The following is a 16,256-nucleotide window of genomic DNA, read 5'->3' as shown; positions in this document are numbered from 1 at the left end:
CAACCCGATCGCGATGGACGAGGGCCTGCGCTTCGCGATCCGCGAGGGTGGCCGCACCGTCGGCGCCGGCGTGGTGGCGAAGATCATCAAGTAATGCACCGGTGCGGCTGCGCGAAGGCGCAGCCGCACTCGATCGCCGTAAACGGCAGGGCGGCGCAGGCCGCCGTTGCCTTTTCCGGAACCCGTAAATACGCCAGTAGCTCAATTGGCAGAGCAGCGGTCTCCAAAACCGCAGGTTGGGGGTTCGAGTCCCTCCTGGCGTGCCACCTGATGGCGCGGCCGCGCAAGCGGCACGCGTAGCCGAATCGGATGAACAGCAAGGTCGAGCAGCCCAGCCCCCAGAGCGCCGGTGACATCGCCAAGCATGTCGTCGCGGTGCTGCTGGTCCTTGGCGGCGTGTTCGCCTTCTACTGGTTCGGCCAGTGGCCGACCGGCGTCCGCGCGCTTGCCGTCCTCGGCGGCCTGGTCGCCGGCGTGGCGCTGTTCATGACCACCGCGCTGGGAGCCCGGACCCGCGAGTTCCTCTCCGAGTCCCGGTTCGAGCTGCGCAAGGTGGTCTGGCCGACGCGCCAGGAAGCCACCCGGACCACGTGGGTGGTCGCCCTTGCCGTGGTGGTCATCAGCCTGCTGCTCGCGGGCTTCGACGTGGTGATCCAGGCGGTGGTGCGGTGGCTGCTTGGCCAGTAAGGAGATGACCCAGGTGGAAGAACAGAACCAGGACCAATCCGCCGGCAATCGCCGCTGGTACGTGGTGCATGCCTATTCGGGCTTCGAGAAGTCCGTGGCGCAGGCGCTGCGCGACCGGATCGCGCGCGCCGAAATGGGCGACCGCTTCGGCGAGGTCCTCGTTCCGACCGAGGAGGTCGTCGAGATGCGCGGCGGCCAGAAGCGCCGTTCCGAGCGCAAGTTCTTCCCGGGCTACGTGCTGGTGCAGATCGCCACGCACGACGAAGGCGGGATCCCGCGCATCGACAGCGAGTGCTGGCACCTGATCAAGGAAACCCCGAAGGTCATGGGCTTCATCGGCGGCACCGCCGACCGGCCGCTGCCGATCGCCGACCACGAGGCCGCGCAGATCCTGGACCGCGTCCAGGAGGGCGTCGAGAAGCCGCGCCCGAAGGTGCTGTTCGAGCCGGGCGAGATGGTCCGCGTCACCGACGGCCCGTTCAACGACTTCAACGGCGTGGTCGAGGAAATCAACTACGAGAAGAGCCGGCTCCGCGTGGCGGTGTCGATCTTCGGCCGCTCCACCCCGGTGGAGCTGGAGTTCGGGCAGGTCGAGAAGGCCTGAACGATACCCCGCGCGGCGCCCGCAGGGGCCGCGGCCGGGTGCTATACTGCCGGGCTCGCTTTCCGCAAGGGGCGGGCCGGTCCGCTTTCCGCCCGCCCACCGGTGCGGAGGGTGGCACGACGTGATGCCGGGGCACGCTCCCTCCCGGCCCGATGGGGAGCCCGCACAGGGCGTTCGCACCCGGAGAGACCACCCAGATGGCAAAGAAAGTAGTCGGCTATATCAAGCTGCAGGTCAAGGCCGGCCAGGCCAACCCGTCGCCGCCGGTCGGCCCGGCGCTGGGCCAGCGTGGCCTGAACATCATGGAGTTCTGCAAGGCGTTCAACGCCGCCACGCAGAAGATGGAGCCGGGCCTGCCGATCCCGACCGTGATCACGGCCTACTCGGACCGTACCTTCACCTTCATCACCAAAACCCCGCCCGCCACGATCCTGCTCAAGAAGGCGGCCGGCGTGCAGAGCGGTTCCAAGCGCCCGAACACCGAGAAGGTGGGCAAGGTCACCCGCGCCCAGCTCGAGGAGATCGCCAAGGCGAAGGAACCCGACCTGACCGCTGCCGACCTGGACGCGGCCGTGCGCACCATCGCGGGTACCGCCCGTTCGATGGGCCTGTCGGTGGAGGGCTGAGGCCATGGCAATGAACAAGCGCAAGAAGGCCATCAAGGCCGCAGTGGTCCCGGGCAAGGCGTACGCCTTCGACGAGGCCATCCAGATCATCAAGAACACTGCCCGCGCCAAGTTCGTCGAGTCCGTCGACGTGGCCGTGCGCCTGGGCGTGGATGCCCGCAAGTCGGACCAGCAGGTGCGCGGCTCGACCGTACTGCCGGCCGGCACCGGCAAGAGCGTGCGCGTGGCCGTGTTCGCCCCGGCCGGTGCCAAGGCCGACGAGGCCCTGGCCGCCGGCGCCGACATCGTCGGCATGGATGACCTGGCCGAGAAGATGCAGGCCGGTGACCTGGACTACGACGTGGTGATCGCCACCCCGGACGCCATGCGCGTGGTCGGCAAGCTGGGCCAGCTGCTGGGCCCGCGCGGCCTGATGCCGAACCCGAAGGTCGGCACCGTGTCGCCGAACGCCGCCGAGGCGGTGAAGAACGCGAAGGGCGGCCAGGTCCGCTACCGCACCGACAAGGCCGGCATCATCCACTGCACCATCGGCAAGATCGACTTCGAGGACGGCAAGCTCAAGGAGAACCTCGAGGCGCTGCTGTCGGACCTGGTGAAGGCCAAGCCGGCCACCGCCAAGGGCACCTACCTGCAGAAGGTCTCGATCAGCTCCACGATGGGGCCGGGCGTGCCGGTCGAACAGGCGAGCCTCGCGCTCGCGCGTTGATCTGATTTGCCGGCGGGTCGCCAGTGCGGCCCGCCGGATGGTTTTGAGGGCGGTTGTCCCGGTTCGCCGGGGCGATGGCCGTCAAAGACCGCAGGCGCGGACAGCGCGTGGCGGGGGCGGGCAGGGAAGCTCGTACTGGCAGGGAATCGCCGCCGCCGCAATCGGGTCCGCTTAATCCAGCCCCCCCGGGGCCGGGCCTGCGTAGATGGTGCCGACCCTCCAGGATTCCTGGAAACGGCTACCACCCGGACACCTCGCGGTGTCCCGGCACCGGGCCAGACGGTGCCGACCGGAGTACCACCGGCGTGCATGTCGCACCCGGTGGAGTTGAAGTACGGAGGAGTGCAATGGCTCTCAATCTGACCCAGAAGCAGGAAGTCGTTGCCGAACTGGCCGAGGTCGCCTCCAAGGCGCACTCGCTGGTCGCCGCGGAGTACGTGGGCCTCACGGTCAGCCAGCTGACCGACCTGCGCAAGAAGGCCCGCGAGTCGGGCGTGTATCTGAAGGTTGCCAAGAACACGCTGGTCTCGCGTGCGGTGGAAGACACCGACTATGCCGTCGTCCAGGACGAGCTGGTCGGTCCGCTGCTGTATGCCTTCTCGCAGGAGGATCCGGGTGCTGCCGGACGCCTGATCAAGGAGTTCGCCAAGGCGAACGACAAGCTGAAGCCGCGCGTCGTCTCGCTCGGTGGGCAGAAGTACCCGGGCACCCACGTGGATGTCCTGGCTTCGCTGCCGACCCGCGACGAAGCGCTGTCGATGCTGCTCAGCGTCATGACCCAGCCCGCCACCCAGCTCGTGCGCCTGCTCAGCGAGCCGGCGTCGCAGGTCACCCGCGTCATCAACGCGGCTGGCCAGGCGAAGGCGGCCTGACACCCCAGTTCGGTTGCGGTTTCCCGTGACCCAGTCGTTTCCAAAAACACATAACCCGAGGTAATACGAAATGTCCCTGAGCAACGAGCAGATCATCGACGCGATCGCCGAGAAGAGCCTCGTCGAGGTGATGGAGCTGGTGAAGGCGATGGAGGAGAAGTTCGGTGTCTCCGCCGCCGCCCCGGTCGCCGTCGCCGCCGCCCCGGCCGCTGGCGGTGCCGCCGCCGCCGAGGAGCAGACCGAGTTCACCGTCGTGCTGAAGGCCGCCGGCGAGAAGAAGGTCGAGACCATCAAGGTCGTCCGCGCCATCACCGGCCTGGGCCTGAAGGAGGCCAAGGACCTGGTCGAGAGCGCGCCGAAGGAAGTGAAGGAAGGCCTGTCGAAGGAAGACGCCGAGAAGATGAAGAAGGACCTCGAGGCTGCCGGCGCTTCCGTCGAAGTGAAGTAAGCAGTACTTGCGTCGCCAGGCCACACCGGCGACCACCTGAGGCTGGGGGCGAAAGCCCCCGGCCTTTGGCCGTTGTAGAAAGCCGCGAGTTGACAGTCGGAAGTAGCGGGAGAGGGCGTGCTGGTGCCGGCAATACCAGCGACTTCCAACTGGCAATTCCCATGTTCCCCCGGGGCCGCCACTACGCGGCCCGCAGCAGACCCCCGAGGCGGTAGCTCACCATGACCACAGCTTCCACGACGAATTACTCGTTCACCGAGAAGAAGCGCATCCGCAAGGACTTCGGCAAGCGCAAGTCGATCCTGGAGGTCCCCTTCCTGCTGGCGATCCAGGTCGATTCCTACCGCCAGTTCCTGCAGGAAGACGTCGACCCCGCCAAGCGCGCCGACCGCGGCCTGCACGCCGCGCTCAAGTCGGTGTTCCCGATCAGCAGCTACAACGGCAACGCCGCGCTGGAGTACGTCGGCTACAAGCTCGGCGAGCCGGCCTTCGACGAGCGCGAGTGCCGCACCCGTGGCATGAGCTACGGCGCCCCGCTGCGCGTGACCGTGCGCCTGGTCATCTATGACCGCGAGTCCTCGAGCAAGTCGATCAAGTACGTGAAGGAGCAGGAGGTGTACATGGGCGAGATCCCGCTCATGACCGCCAACGGCACCTTCATCGTCAACGGCACCGAGCGGGTCATCGTCTCCCAGCTGCACCGCTCGCCGGGCGTGTTCTTCGACCACGACCGCGGCAAGACCCATTCCTCGGGCAAGCTGCTCTACAGCGCCCGCATCATCCCCTACCGCGGCTCCTGGCTGGACTTCGAGTTCGACCCGAAGGACGCGCTCTACACCCGCATCGACCGCCGCCGCAAGCTGCCGGTCACCGTGCTGCTGCGCGCGCTCGGCTACTCCAACGAGGAGATGCTCGCCGAGTTCTTCGAGGTCAACAGCTTCCACATCGACCCGAAGGAAGGCGTACAGCTGGAGCTGGTGCCCGAGCGCCTGCGCGGCGAGACCCTGGACTTCGACCTGGCCGACGGCGACAAGGTCATCGTCGAGGCCGGCCGCCGCATCACCGCGCGCCACATCAAGCAGCTCGAGGCCTCCGGCATCGAGGCGCTGGCCGTGCCCGACAGCTACCTGGTCGGCCGCATCCTGGCCCATGACGTGGTCGACCCCGGCACCGGCGAGCTGGTCGCCGCGGCCAACGACGAGATCACCGAGGAGCACCTGGAGGCCTTCCGCAAGGCCGGCATCGAGCACGTCGGCACCCTGTGGGTGAACGACCTCGACCGCGGTCCGTACATCTCCAACACCCTGCGCATCGATCCCACCCGCAACCAGCTCGAGGCGCTGGTGGAGATCTACCGCATGATGCGCCCGGGCGAGCCGCCGACCAAGGACGCCGCGCAGAACCTGTTCCACAACCTGTTCTTCACCTTCGACCGCTACGACCTGTCCTCGGTCGGCCGGATGAAGTTCAACCGCCGCCTCGGCCGCAAGGAGACCGAGGGCGCCTCGGTGCTGTACGACGGCAAGTACTTCGCCGACCGCAAGGACGAGGAGTCGCGCTCGCTGGTCGCCGAGAACGGCGAGAGCTCCGACATCCTGGACGTGATCCGCGTCCTGACCGAGATCCGCAACGGGCGCGGGATGGTCGACGACATCGACCACCTGGGCAACCGCCGCGTGCGCTCGGTCGGCGAAATGGCCGAGAACACCTTCCGCGTCGGCCTGGTCCGCGTGGAGCGCGCCGTGCGCGAGCGCCTGTCGATGGCCGAGGCCGATGGCCTGACCCCGCAGGACCTGATCAACGCCAAGCCGGTCGCCGCGGCGGTGAAGGAGTTCTTCGGCTCCTCGCAGCTGTCGCAGTTCATGGACCAGAACAACCCGCTGTCGGAGGTCACCCACAAGCGCCGCGTGTCGGCCCTTGGCCCGGGCGGCCTGACCCGCGAGCGCGCGGGCTTCGAGGTCCGCGACGTGCACCCGACCCACTACGGCCGCGTGTGCACCATCGAGACCCCGGAAGGCCCGAACATCGGCCTGATCAACTCGCTGGCGGTGTTCGCCCGCACCAACGACTACGGGTTCCTGGAGACCCCGTACCGCAAGGTCGTGGACGGCAAGGTCACCGACGAGGTCGAGTACCTGTCGGCGATCGAGGAGAACGAGTACGTCATCGCCCAGGCCAACGCGCCGCAGGACGGTGAGGGCCGGCTCAGCGAGCAGTTCGTCGACTGCCGCTACCAGGGCGAGTCGATGCTCAAGCCGCCGTCCGAGGTCCAGTTCATGGACGTCTCGCCGATGCAGACCGTCTCGGTGGCCGCGGCGCTGGTCCCGTTCCTGGAGCACGACGACGCCAACCGCGCACTGATGGGCGCGAACATGCAGCGCCAGGCGGTGCCGACGCTGCGTGCCCAGAAGCCGCTGGTGGGCACCGGCATCGAGCGCGCGGTCGCGCGCGACTCCGGCGTGACCGTCAACGCCCTGCGCGGCGGCACCGTCGAGCAGATCGACGCCGGCCGCATTGTGGTCAAGGCGAACGAGGACGAGATCTCCGGCGAGCACGATGCCGGCGTCGACATCTACAGCCTGGTCAAGTACACCCGCTCCAACCAGAACACCTGCATCAACCAGCGCCCGCTGGTGAACGTGGGCGACGTGGTGGCGCGCGGCGACGTGCTGGCCGACGGCCCGTCGACCGACATCGGCGAGCTGGCGCTGGGCCAGAACATGCTGGTCGCCTTCATGCCGTGGAACGGCTACAACTTCGAGGACTCGATCCTGCTGTCGGAGCGGGTGGTCACCGAGGACCGCTACACCACGATCCACATCGAGGAGCTGACCGCGGTCGCCCGCGACACCAAGCTGGGGCCGGAGGAGATCTCCGCCGACATCCCCAACGTCTCCGAGCAGGCGCTCAACCGCCTCGACGAGTCGGGCGTGGTGTACATCGGCGCCGAGGTGCGGGCCGGCGACATCCTGGTCGGCAAGGTCACCCCGAAGGGCGAGAGCCAGCTGACCCCCGAGGAGAAGCTGCTGCGCGCGATCTTCGGCGAGAAGGCCTCCGACGTTAAGGACAGCTCGCTGCGCGTGCCGCCGGGCATGGACGGCACGGTCATCGACGTGCAGGTCTTCACCCGCGACGGCATCGAGAAGGACAAGCGCGCCCAGCAGATCGAGGACTCCGAGATCCGCCGGGTCAAGAAGGACTTCGACGACCAGTTCCGGATCCTCGAGGCGGCCATCTACGACCGCCTGCGCGGCCAGCTGATCGGCAAGGTCGCCAACGGCGGCGCCGGCCTGAAGAAGGGCGAGACCGTCACCTCGCTGGTCCTCGACAGCATGCCCAGGAAGGACTGGTTCTCCCTGCGCATGAAGGACGAGGACGCGGTCGAGGCGATCGAGCGCGCCCAGAAGCAGATCACCGCGCACGAGCAGGAGTTCGAGCGCCGGTTCGCCGACAAGCGCGCCAAGATCACCCAGGGCGACGACCTCGCCCCGGGCGTGCTGAAGATGGTCAAGGTGTTCCTGGCGGTGAAGCGCCGCATCCAGCCGGGCGACAAGATGGCCGGCCGCCACGGCAACAAGGGCGTGGTGTCCACCATCGTGCCGGTCGAGGACATGCCGTACATGGCCGACGGCGAGACCGTCGACATCGTCCTCAACCCGCTGGGCGTGCCGAGCCGCATGAACATCGGGCAGATCCTGGAAACCCACCTGGGCTGGGCCGCCAAGGGCCTGGGCCGCAAGATCCAGGGCATGCTCGAGGCGCAGGCCAAGGTGTCCGAGCTGCGCAAGTTCCTCGACCAGATCTACAACCACGACAACAAGCTCGCCGGCGAGCGCGTGGACCTGTCGCAGTTCTCCGACGAGGAGCTGCTGACCCTGGCCCGCAACCTCACCGACGGCGTGCCGATGGCGACCCCGGTGTTCGACGGGGCCGAGGAGGCGGAGATCAAGGCCATGCTGGCCCTGGCCGACCTGCCGTCCTCCGGCCAGGCCGTGCTGCACGACGGCCGCACCGGCGAGGCCTTCGACCGCCCGGTCACGGTGGGCTACATGCACATGCTCAAGCTCAACCACCTGGTCGACGACAAGATGCACGCCCGCTCGACCGGCCCGTACTCCCTGGTCACCCAGCAGCCGCTGGGCGGCAAGGCGCAGTTCGGCGGCCAGCGCTTCGGCGAGATGGAGGTCTGGGCGCTGGAGGCGTACGGCGCGGCCTACACCCTGCAGGAAATGCTGACGGTGAAGTCCGACGACGTGCAGGGCCGCAACCAGATGTACAAGAACATCGTCGATGGCGAGTACGAGATGGTCGCGGGCATGCCGGAGTCCTTCAATGTGCTGGTGAAGGAGATCCGTTCGCTGGGCATCAACATGGAGCTCGAGGAGGACTAAGGCGGGAACGGGGAACAGGGAACGGGGAACGACAGCGCGCACTCTTCCGCAGCGTCGTTCCCGCTCCCGGTTCCCGCTCCCGGCCCCCGCCTTCCCCCCAGGATTTACTCCTCTACGGAGAAAGAAAATGAAAGACCTGCTCAACCTGTTCAACCAGCAGCGTCCGGCGCTTGATTTCGATTCGATCAAGATCGGCCTGGCTTCCCCCGACCTGGTCCGCTCGTGGTCCTTCGGCGAGGTCAAGAAGCCCGAGACCATCAACTACCGCACCTTCAAGCCCGAGCGCGACGGCCTGTTCTGCGCCGCCATTTTCGGGCCGGTGAAGGACTACGAGTGCCTGTGCGGCAAGTACAAGCGCATGAAGCACCGCGGCGTGGTCTGCGAGAAGTGCGGAACCGAGGTCACGCTGGCCAAGGTGCGCCGCGAGCGCATGGGCCACATCGACCTGGCCAGCCCGGTCGCGCACATCTGGTTCCTCAAGTCGCTGCCGTCGCGCATCGGCCTGATGCTGGACATGACCCTGCGCGACATCGAGCGGATCCTGTACTTCGAGGCCTTCGTGGTCACCGAGCCGGGCCTGAGCCCGCTCGAGCGCGGCCAGCTGCTCAACGAAGAGCAGTACATGCAGATGCGCCAGGAGCACGGCGACGACTTCGAGGCCGCGATGGGCGCCGAGGCGGTCTACGACCTGCTGCGCACCCTCGACCTGCAGGCCGAGATGGTCCAGCTGCGCGAGGACATCGCCGCCACCGGTTCGGAGACCAAGCTCAAGCGCCTGACCAAGCGCATCAAGCTGATCGAGGCCTTCGTCGAGTCCGGCAACAAGCCGGAGTGGATGATCCTGACCGTGCTGCCGGTGCTGCCGCCGGACCTGCGCCCGCTGGTCCCGCTGGACGGCGGCCGCTTCGCGACCTCCGACCTGAACGACCTGTACCGCCGCGTCATCAACCGCAACAACCGCCTGCGCCGCCTGCTGGAGCTCAACGCGCCCGAGATCATCGTGCGCAACGAGAAGCGCATGCTGCAGGAGTCGGTCGACGCGCTGATGGACAACGGCCGCCGCGGCCGCGCCATCACCGGCACCAACAAGCGCCCGCTCAAGTCGCTGGCCGACATGATCAAGGGCAAGCAGGGCCGGTTCCGCCAGAACCTGCTCGGCAAGCGCGTCGACTACTCGGGCCGTTCGGTCATCGTGGTCGGCCCGTACCTGAAGCTGCACCAGTGCGGCCTGCCCAAGAAGATGGCGCTGGAGCTGTTCAAGCCGTTCATCTTCGCCAAGCTGCAGCGCCGCGGCCTGGCCACCACCATCAAGGCGGCCAAGAAGCTGGTCGAGCGCGAAGAGGCGGAAGTCTGGGACATCCTCGAGGAGGTCATCCGCGAGCACCCGGTGCTGCTGAACCGTGCGCCGACCCTGCACCGCCTGGGCATCCAGGCCTTCGAGCCGGTGCTGATCGAGGGCAAGGCGATCCAGCTGCACCCGCTGGTCTGCACCGCGTTCAACGCCGACTTCGACGGTGACCAGATGGCCGTGCACGTCCCGCTGAGCCTGGAGGCCCAGCTGGAAGCGCGTGCGCTGATGATGTCGTCGAACAACATCCTGTCGCCCGCCAACGGCGAGCCGATCATCGTGCCATCGCAGGACGTCGTGCTCGGCCTGTACTACATGACCCGCGCCCTGGAGAACCGCAAGGGCGAGGGCATGGTGTTCGCCAACATCGCCGAGGTGAAGCGCGCCTACGACAACCGCGTGGTCGAGCTGCACGCCAAGGTCAAGGTCCGCATCACCGAGACCGTGATCGACGACGACGGCAACCGCTACGAGGTCAACTCCATCGTCGACACCACCGTCGGCCGTGCGCTGCTGCACGACATCCTGCCGGTGGCGCTGCCGTTCGAGCTGGCCAACGTCGAGCTCAACAAGAAGAACATCAGCCGGCTGATCAACTCCTGCTACCGCCGCCTGGGCCTGAAGGAGACCGTGGTTTTCGCCGACCAGCTGATGTACACCGGCTTCGCCTACGCCACACGCGCGGGCGTGTCGATCGGCATCGACGACATGACCATTCCGGACGAGAAGAAGGGGATCCTGGACGAGGCCGAGGCCGAGGTCATGGAGATCCAGGAGCAGTACCAGTCGGGCCTGGTCACCGCCGGCGAGCGCTACAACAAGGTGGTCGACATCTGGTCGCGCACCAACGAGCGCGTGGCCAAGGCGATGATGGACACCATCGGCTTCGAGAAGGTCAAGAACGCCAAGGGCGAGACCGTCGACCAGAAGTCGATGAACTCGGTCTACATCATGGCCGACTCCGGCGCGCGTGGTTCGCAGGCGCAGATCCGCCAGCTGGCCGGCATGCGCGGCCTGATGGCCCGCCCGGACGGCTCGATCATCGAGACCCCGATCACCGCGAACTTCCGCGAGGGCCTCAACGTCCTGCAGTACTTCATCTCGACCCACGGCGCGCGAAAGGGCCTGGCCGACACCGCGCTGAAGACCGCGAACTCGGGCTACCTGACCCGCCGCCTGGTCGACGTGGCGCAGGACGTGGTGATCACCGAGGACGACTGCGGGACCACCGAGGGCCTCAGCATGACCCCGATCGTCGAGGGCGGCGACGTGGTCGAGCCGCTGCGCGAGCGGGTGCTGGGCCGCGTGGTGGCCGAGGACGTCTACCTGCCGGGCGATGACGACGAGCCGATCGTGACCCGCAACACCCTGCTCGACGAGAAGTGGGTGGTGAAGCTCGAGGAGGCCGGCGTCCAGCTGCTGAAGGTGCGTTCGACGATCACCTGCGAATCCGCGTTCGGCGTGTGCGCCAGGTGCTACGGCCGCGACCTGGCCCGTGGCCACCTGGTCAACCACGGCGAGGCGGTGGGCGTGGTCGCCGCGCAGTCGATCGGCGAGCCGGGCACCCAGCTCACCATGCGGACCTTCCACATCGGTGGTGCGGCCTCGCGTGCGGCGGCGATCGACAACGTCACCATCAAGACCACCGGTACGGTCAAGTTCAACAACCTCAAGCACGTGGCCCACGCCAACGGCAGCCTGGTCGCGGTCTCGCGCTCGGGCGAGCTGTCGATCCTCGACAGCTACGGCCGCGAGCGCGAGCGCTACAAGCTGCCCTACGGTGCGACCGTGGACGTGGTCGACGGCGCCGAGGTCAAGGCGGGCCAGACCGTGGCCCACTGGGATCCGCACAACCACCCGATCGTCTCGGAAGTCGCCGGTTTCCTCCGCTTCATCGACTTCGTCGACGGGGTGACGGTGATCGAGAAGACCGACGAGCTGACCGGCCTGGCCTCGCGCGAGATCACCGATCCCAAGCGCCGCGGCTCGCAGGGCAAGGACCTGCGCCCGATCGTCCGGATCGTCGACAAGGACGGCAACGACCTGAACATCCCGGGTACCGACCTGCCGGCGCAGTACCAGCTGCCGCCGCGCTCGGTCGTCAACCTGCAGGACGGCGCGCCGGTGGGCGTGGGCGACGTGGTCGCCAAGATCCCGCAGGAGGCCTCCAAGACCCGCGACATCACCGGCGGCCTGCCGCGCGTGGCGGACCTGTTCGAGGCACGCAAGCCCAAGGACCAGGCGATCCTGGCCGAGAAGTCGGGCGTGATCAGCTTCGGCAAGGAGACCAAGGGCAAGCAGCGCCTGGTCATCAAGGACGCCGACGGCAACGACCACGAGGAGCTGATCCCGAAGTACCGGCAGGTCATCGTCTTCGAGGGCGAGCACGTCGAGAAGGGCGAGACCGTGGTGGACGGCGAGCCGACCCCGCAGGACATCCTGCGCCTGAAGGGGGTCGAGGAGCTGGCCGCGTACCTGGTCAAGGAGATCCAGGACGTCTACCGCCTGCAGGGCGTGAAGATCAACGACAAGCACATCGAGGTGATCATTCGCCAGATGCTGCGCAAGGTCGAGATCACCGACGCGGGCGACAGCAAGTTCCTGGCCGGCGAGCAGATCGAGCGACAGCGCTTCGTCGAGGAGGTCCGCCGGGTCGAGGCCATGGACGCCGGCATCGTGCCGCGCGGCGAGCCGGTGCTGCTGGGCATCACCAAGGCCTCGCTGGCGACCGAGTCGTTCATCTCCGCGGCCTCCTTCCAGGAGACCACCCGCGTGCTTACCGAGGCCGCCGTGCGGGGTACCCGCGATCACCTGCGGGGCCTCAAGGAGAACGTGATCGTCGGCCGGCTGATCCCGGCCGGCACCGGGCTGGCGTACCACACCCAGCGCCGCAAGGACGCCAGCGGCCTGACCGAGTCGGAGATGGCCACCCTGGCGGCCCCGGTCGGCGCTGGCGAGGCAGCCAGCGAGACCGCGGACCAGGCCGATGCGGTTGGCCCGGAGTCCGGCGAGCTGTAAGATAGTGCGGTTCCGGCGCCCCCTTCGCGGGGGCGCCCAGATCACCAAATGAGGCGCACGGAGCGCCTCGTGTTGGGCCCAGGGAAGGGCGGGATCGATGGCATTGCCCCGGCCCCGGCGGATCCAACGCCGGAGGCAGGGGAAGCGTGTGCGGACGTGCATTGACACGGATCCTGCGCACGCGCTATGCTTTTCCGTCTCGGTGGGCCGGGTGTATCCGGCTTGCCGTTCGTTTTTTTCACATGGCACGCCGGCAACCCGCGGCCCGCCAACCACCAAAGAGCTCCAGATGGCGACGATCAATCAGCTGGTCCGCAAGTCGCGGCAGGCGCCCACCTACAAGAGCGATTCCCCCGCCCTTGAGAACTGCCCGCAGCGCCGCGGCGTCTGCACCCGCGTGTACACCACCACCCCGAAGAAGCCGAATTCGGCCATGCGCAAGGTGGCCAAGGTGCGCCTGACCAACGGGTACGAGGTCATCTCGTACATCGGCGGCGAGGGCCACAACCTCCAGGAGCACTCGGTGGTGCTGATCCGCGGCGGCCGCGTCAAGGACCTGCCCGGCGTGCGTTACCACACCGTGCGTGGCTCGCTCGACGCCGCCGGCGTCGCCAAGCGCCGCCAGCGCCGTTCGAAGTACGGCGCCAAGCGCCCGAAGTGATGAGGGACTGATTCAATGTCGCGTAAAGGCTCCGCACCGCAGCGTTCCGTCCTGCCCGATCCCAAGCATGGCAGCGAGACGATCGCGCGTTTCATCAACATGGTCATGAAGAGCGGCAAGAAGTCCGTCGCCGAGCGCATCGTCTACGGTGCGATGGACGTGATCGGGGAGAAGAACCCGGCCCCGCTCGAGGTGATCGAGAAGGCCCTGGGCAACGTCTCGCCGGCCGTGGAGGTCAAGTCCCGCCGCGTCGGTGGTGCGACCTACCAGGTCCCGGTCGAGGTCCGCGCCTCCCGCCGCATGGCGCTCGCCATGCGCTGGCTGATCGAGTCCGCCCGCAAGCGCGGCGAGAACTCGATGCCGCGCAAGCTCGCCGCCGAACTGATCGACGCCTCGGAAAGCCGCGGCGGCGCGATCAAGAAGCGCGAGGAGATCCATCGCATGGCCGAGGCCAACAAGGCCTTCTCGCACTACCGCTGGTAACAAGCCCAAGCCCCGCCGCTGGCGGGGCAACTGGCGTCGCCCTGGGGTGGTGCCGCGGCGGCCCTGCCGCCATGTGAACCGGAGCCGCGCACGCGGCTTCCGGCCATTCGGAAACCAAGACAAATACGAGAGGGTCCCGTGGCTCGCACCACTCCCATCGAGCGTTACCGCAATTTCGGCATCATGGCCCACATCGATGCCGGCAAGACCACCACCTCCGAGCGCATCCTGTTCTACACCGGCGTCAACCACAAGCTGGGCGAGACCCACGACGGTTCGGCGACGATGGACTGGATGGAGCAGGAGCAGGAGCGCGGCATCACCATCCAGTCGGCGGCGACCACCGCGTTCTGGAAGGGCATGGACCAGAACCTGCCGGAGCACCGCTTCAACATCATCGACACCCCGGGGCACGTCGACTTCACCATCGAGGTGGAGCGCTCGCTGCGCGTGCTCGATGGCGCCGTGTTCGTGCTGTGCGCGGTCGGCGGCGTGCAGCCGCAGTCGGAGACCGTCTGGCGCCAGGCCAACAAGTACCGCGTGCCGCGGCTGGCCTTCGTCAACAAGATGGACCGCACCGGTGCCAACTTCGACAAGGTCGTCGCCCAGCTGAAGTCGCGCCTGGGTGCCTACCCGGTCCCGATGCAGGTGCCGGTCGGCGCCGAGGACAGCTTCGACGGCGTCATCGACCTGGTGAAGATGAAGCGCATCCACTGGGATGCCGAGTCGCACGGCACCGTGTTCGAGTACGGCGAGATCCCCGCCGAGCTGGCCGACAAGGCCGCCGAGGCGCGCGCGTTCATGGTCGAGGCTGCGGCCGAGGCCAACGAAGAGCTCATGGACAAGTACCTCAACGAGGGCGAACTGTCCGAGGACGAGATCATCGCCGGCCTGCGCGAGCGCACCCTGAAGACCGAGATTGTCCCGGTGTTCTGCGGCACCGCGTTCAAGAACAAGGGCGTGCAGGCCATGCTCGACGGCGTGGTCCAGCTGCTGCCGTCGCCAATCGACGTGCCGCCGGTCAGCGGCCTGGACGAGAACGAGCAGGAAGTCACCCGCAAGTCCTCCGACGACGAGAAGTTCGCGGCGCTCGCGTTCAAGATCATCACCGACCCGTTCGTGGGCTCGCTGACCTTCTTCCGCGTGTACTCGGGCGTGCTGTCGGCCGGCGACCAGGTCTTCAACCCGCACAAGAACAAGCGCGAGCGCATCGGCCGGCTGCTGCAGATGCACTCCAACGACCGCAAGGAGATCAAGGAAGTCCGCGCCGGCGACATCGCCGCGGCGGTCGGCCTGAAGGACGTGACCACCGGCCACACCCTGTGCGCCGCCGATGCGGTCATCACCCTCGAGCAGATGGTGTTCCCGGAGCCGGTCATCTCGATGGCGGTGGAGCCCAAGACCAAGGGTGACCAGGAGAAGATGGGCATCGCCCTCGGCCGCCTGGCGCAGGAGGATCCGTCCTTCCGCGTGCAGACCGACGAGGAGTCCGGCCAGACCATCATCTCCGGCATGGGCGAGCTGCACCTGGACATCATCGTCGACCGCCTCAAGCGCGAGTTCAACGTCGAGGCCAACGTCGGCAAGCCGCAGGTCGCCTACCGCGAGACCATCCGCAAGCAGGTCAAGGTCGAAGGCAAGTTCGTCCGCCAGTCGGGCGGCAAGGGCCAGTTCGGCCACGTGTGGATCGAGCTCGCTCCGCAGGAGCCGGGCGAGGGCTACGTGTTCGAGAACGCGATCGTCGGCGGCGTGGTGCCGAAGGAATACATCCCGGCCGTCGACAAGGGCATCCAGGAGGCGGCTGCCAGCGGCCTGCTCGCCGGCTACCCGATCGTTGACTTCAAGGTCCGCCTGGTCGACGGCTCGTACCACGAGGTCGACTCCTCGGAAATGGCGTTCAAGATCGCCGGCTCGATGGCGTTCAAGGAAGGCTTCAGCAAGGCCAGTCCGGTGCTGCTGGAGCCGATCATGAAGGTCGAGATCGTCACCCCCGAGGACTACCTGGGCGACGTGATGGGCGACGTGAGCCGCCGCCGCGGCGTGCTGCAGGGCCAGGACGAGAGCCCGTCGGGCAAGATCATCAACGCGATGATCCCGCTGGGTGAGATGTTCGGCTACGCCACCCAGCTGCGTTCGATGTCGCAGGGTCGCGCCACCTACACGATGGAGTTCGACCACTACGCCGAGGCGCCGTCCAACATCGCCGAGGCGGTGGTCAAGAAGTAAGCATCCGCCGGGCTCCCCGGCACGGTCCCCGGGCGTTCCGCCCGGGGGCTTCCCCCAGGATCAACACACAGAGGCATCAGAGGTAATCCAGCATGGCCAAGGGTAAGTTCGAGCGCACCAAGCCGCACGTGAACGTGGGCACCATCGGTCACGTCGACCACGGCAAGACCACGCTGACCGCGGCGC

Annotated in this window: 13 protein-coding genes and 1 tRNA gene; all 14 read left to right on the top strand. The window is 67.5% G+C overall.

Annotated elements, in window-relative coordinates; translation table 11 throughout:
• On the top strand, nucleotides 1–94 hold a 94-nt coding region (locus G545_RS15440; protein WP_455429472.1), incomplete at its 5' end, for an EF-Tu C-terminal domain-related protein.
• Nucleotides 95–190: 96 nt separating this feature from the next.
• A tRNA-Trp gene (locus G545_RS0111615) sits at nucleotides 191–266 on the top strand.
• A gap of 43 nt (nucleotides 267–309) precedes the next feature.
• Nucleotides 310–687, top strand: coding sequence for a preprotein translocase subunit SecE (gene secE, locus G545_RS0111610; RefSeq protein WP_027070526.1), 378 nt, complete (start codon nucleotides 310–312; stop codon nucleotides 685–687).
• A 4-nt stretch (nucleotides 688–691) separates the two neighbouring features.
• A complete protein-coding gene (nusG, locus tag G545_RS0111605; protein WP_052106791.1) occupies nucleotides 692–1,291 on the top strand; it encodes a transcription termination/antitermination protein NusG in 600 nt (199 codons plus the stop codon).
• Nucleotides 1,292–1,488: 197 nt separating this feature from the next.
• Nucleotides 1,489–1,917 (top strand): 50S ribosomal protein L11, encoded by a 429-nt coding sequence (gene rplK, locus G545_RS0111600; RefSeq protein ID WP_027070524.1) that lies wholly within the window; start codon nucleotides 1,489–1,491, stop codon nucleotides 1,915–1,917.
• Between the two features lie 4 nt (nucleotides 1,918–1,921).
• On the top strand, nucleotides 1,922–2,623 hold the full coding sequence (gene rplA / locus G545_RS0111595) for a 50S ribosomal protein L1 (RefSeq protein ID WP_027070523.1): 702 nt from the start codon (nucleotides 1,922–1,924) through the stop codon (nucleotides 2,621–2,623).
• A gap of 347 nt (nucleotides 2,624–2,970) precedes the next feature.
• Nucleotides 2,971–3,495, top strand: a complete 525-nt coding sequence (gene rplJ / locus G545_RS0111590; RefSeq protein WP_027070522.1) for a 50S ribosomal protein L10 — start codon at nucleotides 2,971–2,973, stop codon at nucleotides 3,493–3,495.
• Between the two features lie 70 nt (nucleotides 3,496–3,565).
• A complete protein-coding gene (rplL, locus tag G545_RS0111585; RefSeq protein ID WP_027070521.1) occupies nucleotides 3,566–3,943 on the top strand; it encodes a 50S ribosomal protein L7/L12 in 378 nt (125 codons plus the stop codon).
• Between the two features lie 221 nt (nucleotides 3,944–4,164).
• The gene (gene rpoB / locus G545_RS0111580; RefSeq protein WP_027070520.1) at nucleotides 4,165–8,334 is read left to right on the top strand and encodes a DNA-directed RNA polymerase subunit beta; all 4,170 of its coding nucleotides are present in this window, start codon (nucleotides 4,165–4,167) and stop codon (nucleotides 8,332–8,334) included.
• 127 nt (nucleotides 8,335–8,461) lie between these two features.
• Nucleotides 8,462–12,700, top strand: a complete 4,239-nt coding sequence (rpoC, locus tag G545_RS0111575; RefSeq protein ID WP_027070519.1) for a DNA-directed RNA polymerase subunit beta' — start codon at nucleotides 8,462–8,464, stop codon at nucleotides 12,698–12,700.
• 289 nt (nucleotides 12,701–12,989) lie between these two features.
• On the top strand, nucleotides 12,990–13,361 hold the full coding sequence (rpsL, locus tag G545_RS0111570) for a 30S ribosomal protein S12 (protein WP_027070518.1): 372 nt from the start codon (nucleotides 12,990–12,992) through the stop codon (nucleotides 13,359–13,361).
• A gap of 15 nt (nucleotides 13,362–13,376) precedes the next feature.
• Nucleotides 13,377–13,844, top strand: coding sequence for a 30S ribosomal protein S7 (rpsG, locus tag G545_RS0111565; RefSeq protein ID WP_027070517.1), 468 nt, complete (start codon nucleotides 13,377–13,379; stop codon nucleotides 13,842–13,844).
• A gap of 138 nt (nucleotides 13,845–13,982) precedes the next feature.
• Nucleotides 13,983–16,070: an elongation factor G gene (gene fusA, locus G545_RS0111560; protein ID WP_027070516.1), complete on the top strand. Its 2,088-nt coding sequence runs from the start codon at nucleotides 13,983–13,985 to the stop codon at nucleotides 16,068–16,070.
• A gap of 92 nt (nucleotides 16,071–16,162) precedes the next feature.
• Nucleotides 16,163–16,256: GTP-binding protein (locus G545_RS14615; RefSeq protein ID WP_005434227.1), on the top strand; the 94-nt coding region annotated here is incomplete at its 3' end.

Origin of the sequence: Lysobacter defluvii IMMIB APB-9 = DSM 18482, assembly GCF_000423325.1 — a bacterium.
Classification (GTDB): domain Bacteria; phylum Pseudomonadota; class Gammaproteobacteria; order Xanthomonadales; family Xanthomonadaceae; genus Novilysobacter; species Novilysobacter defluvii.
Note: the sequence above shows the minus strand (reverse complement) of the source record. Positions and strands in the feature narration are given on the sequence as shown.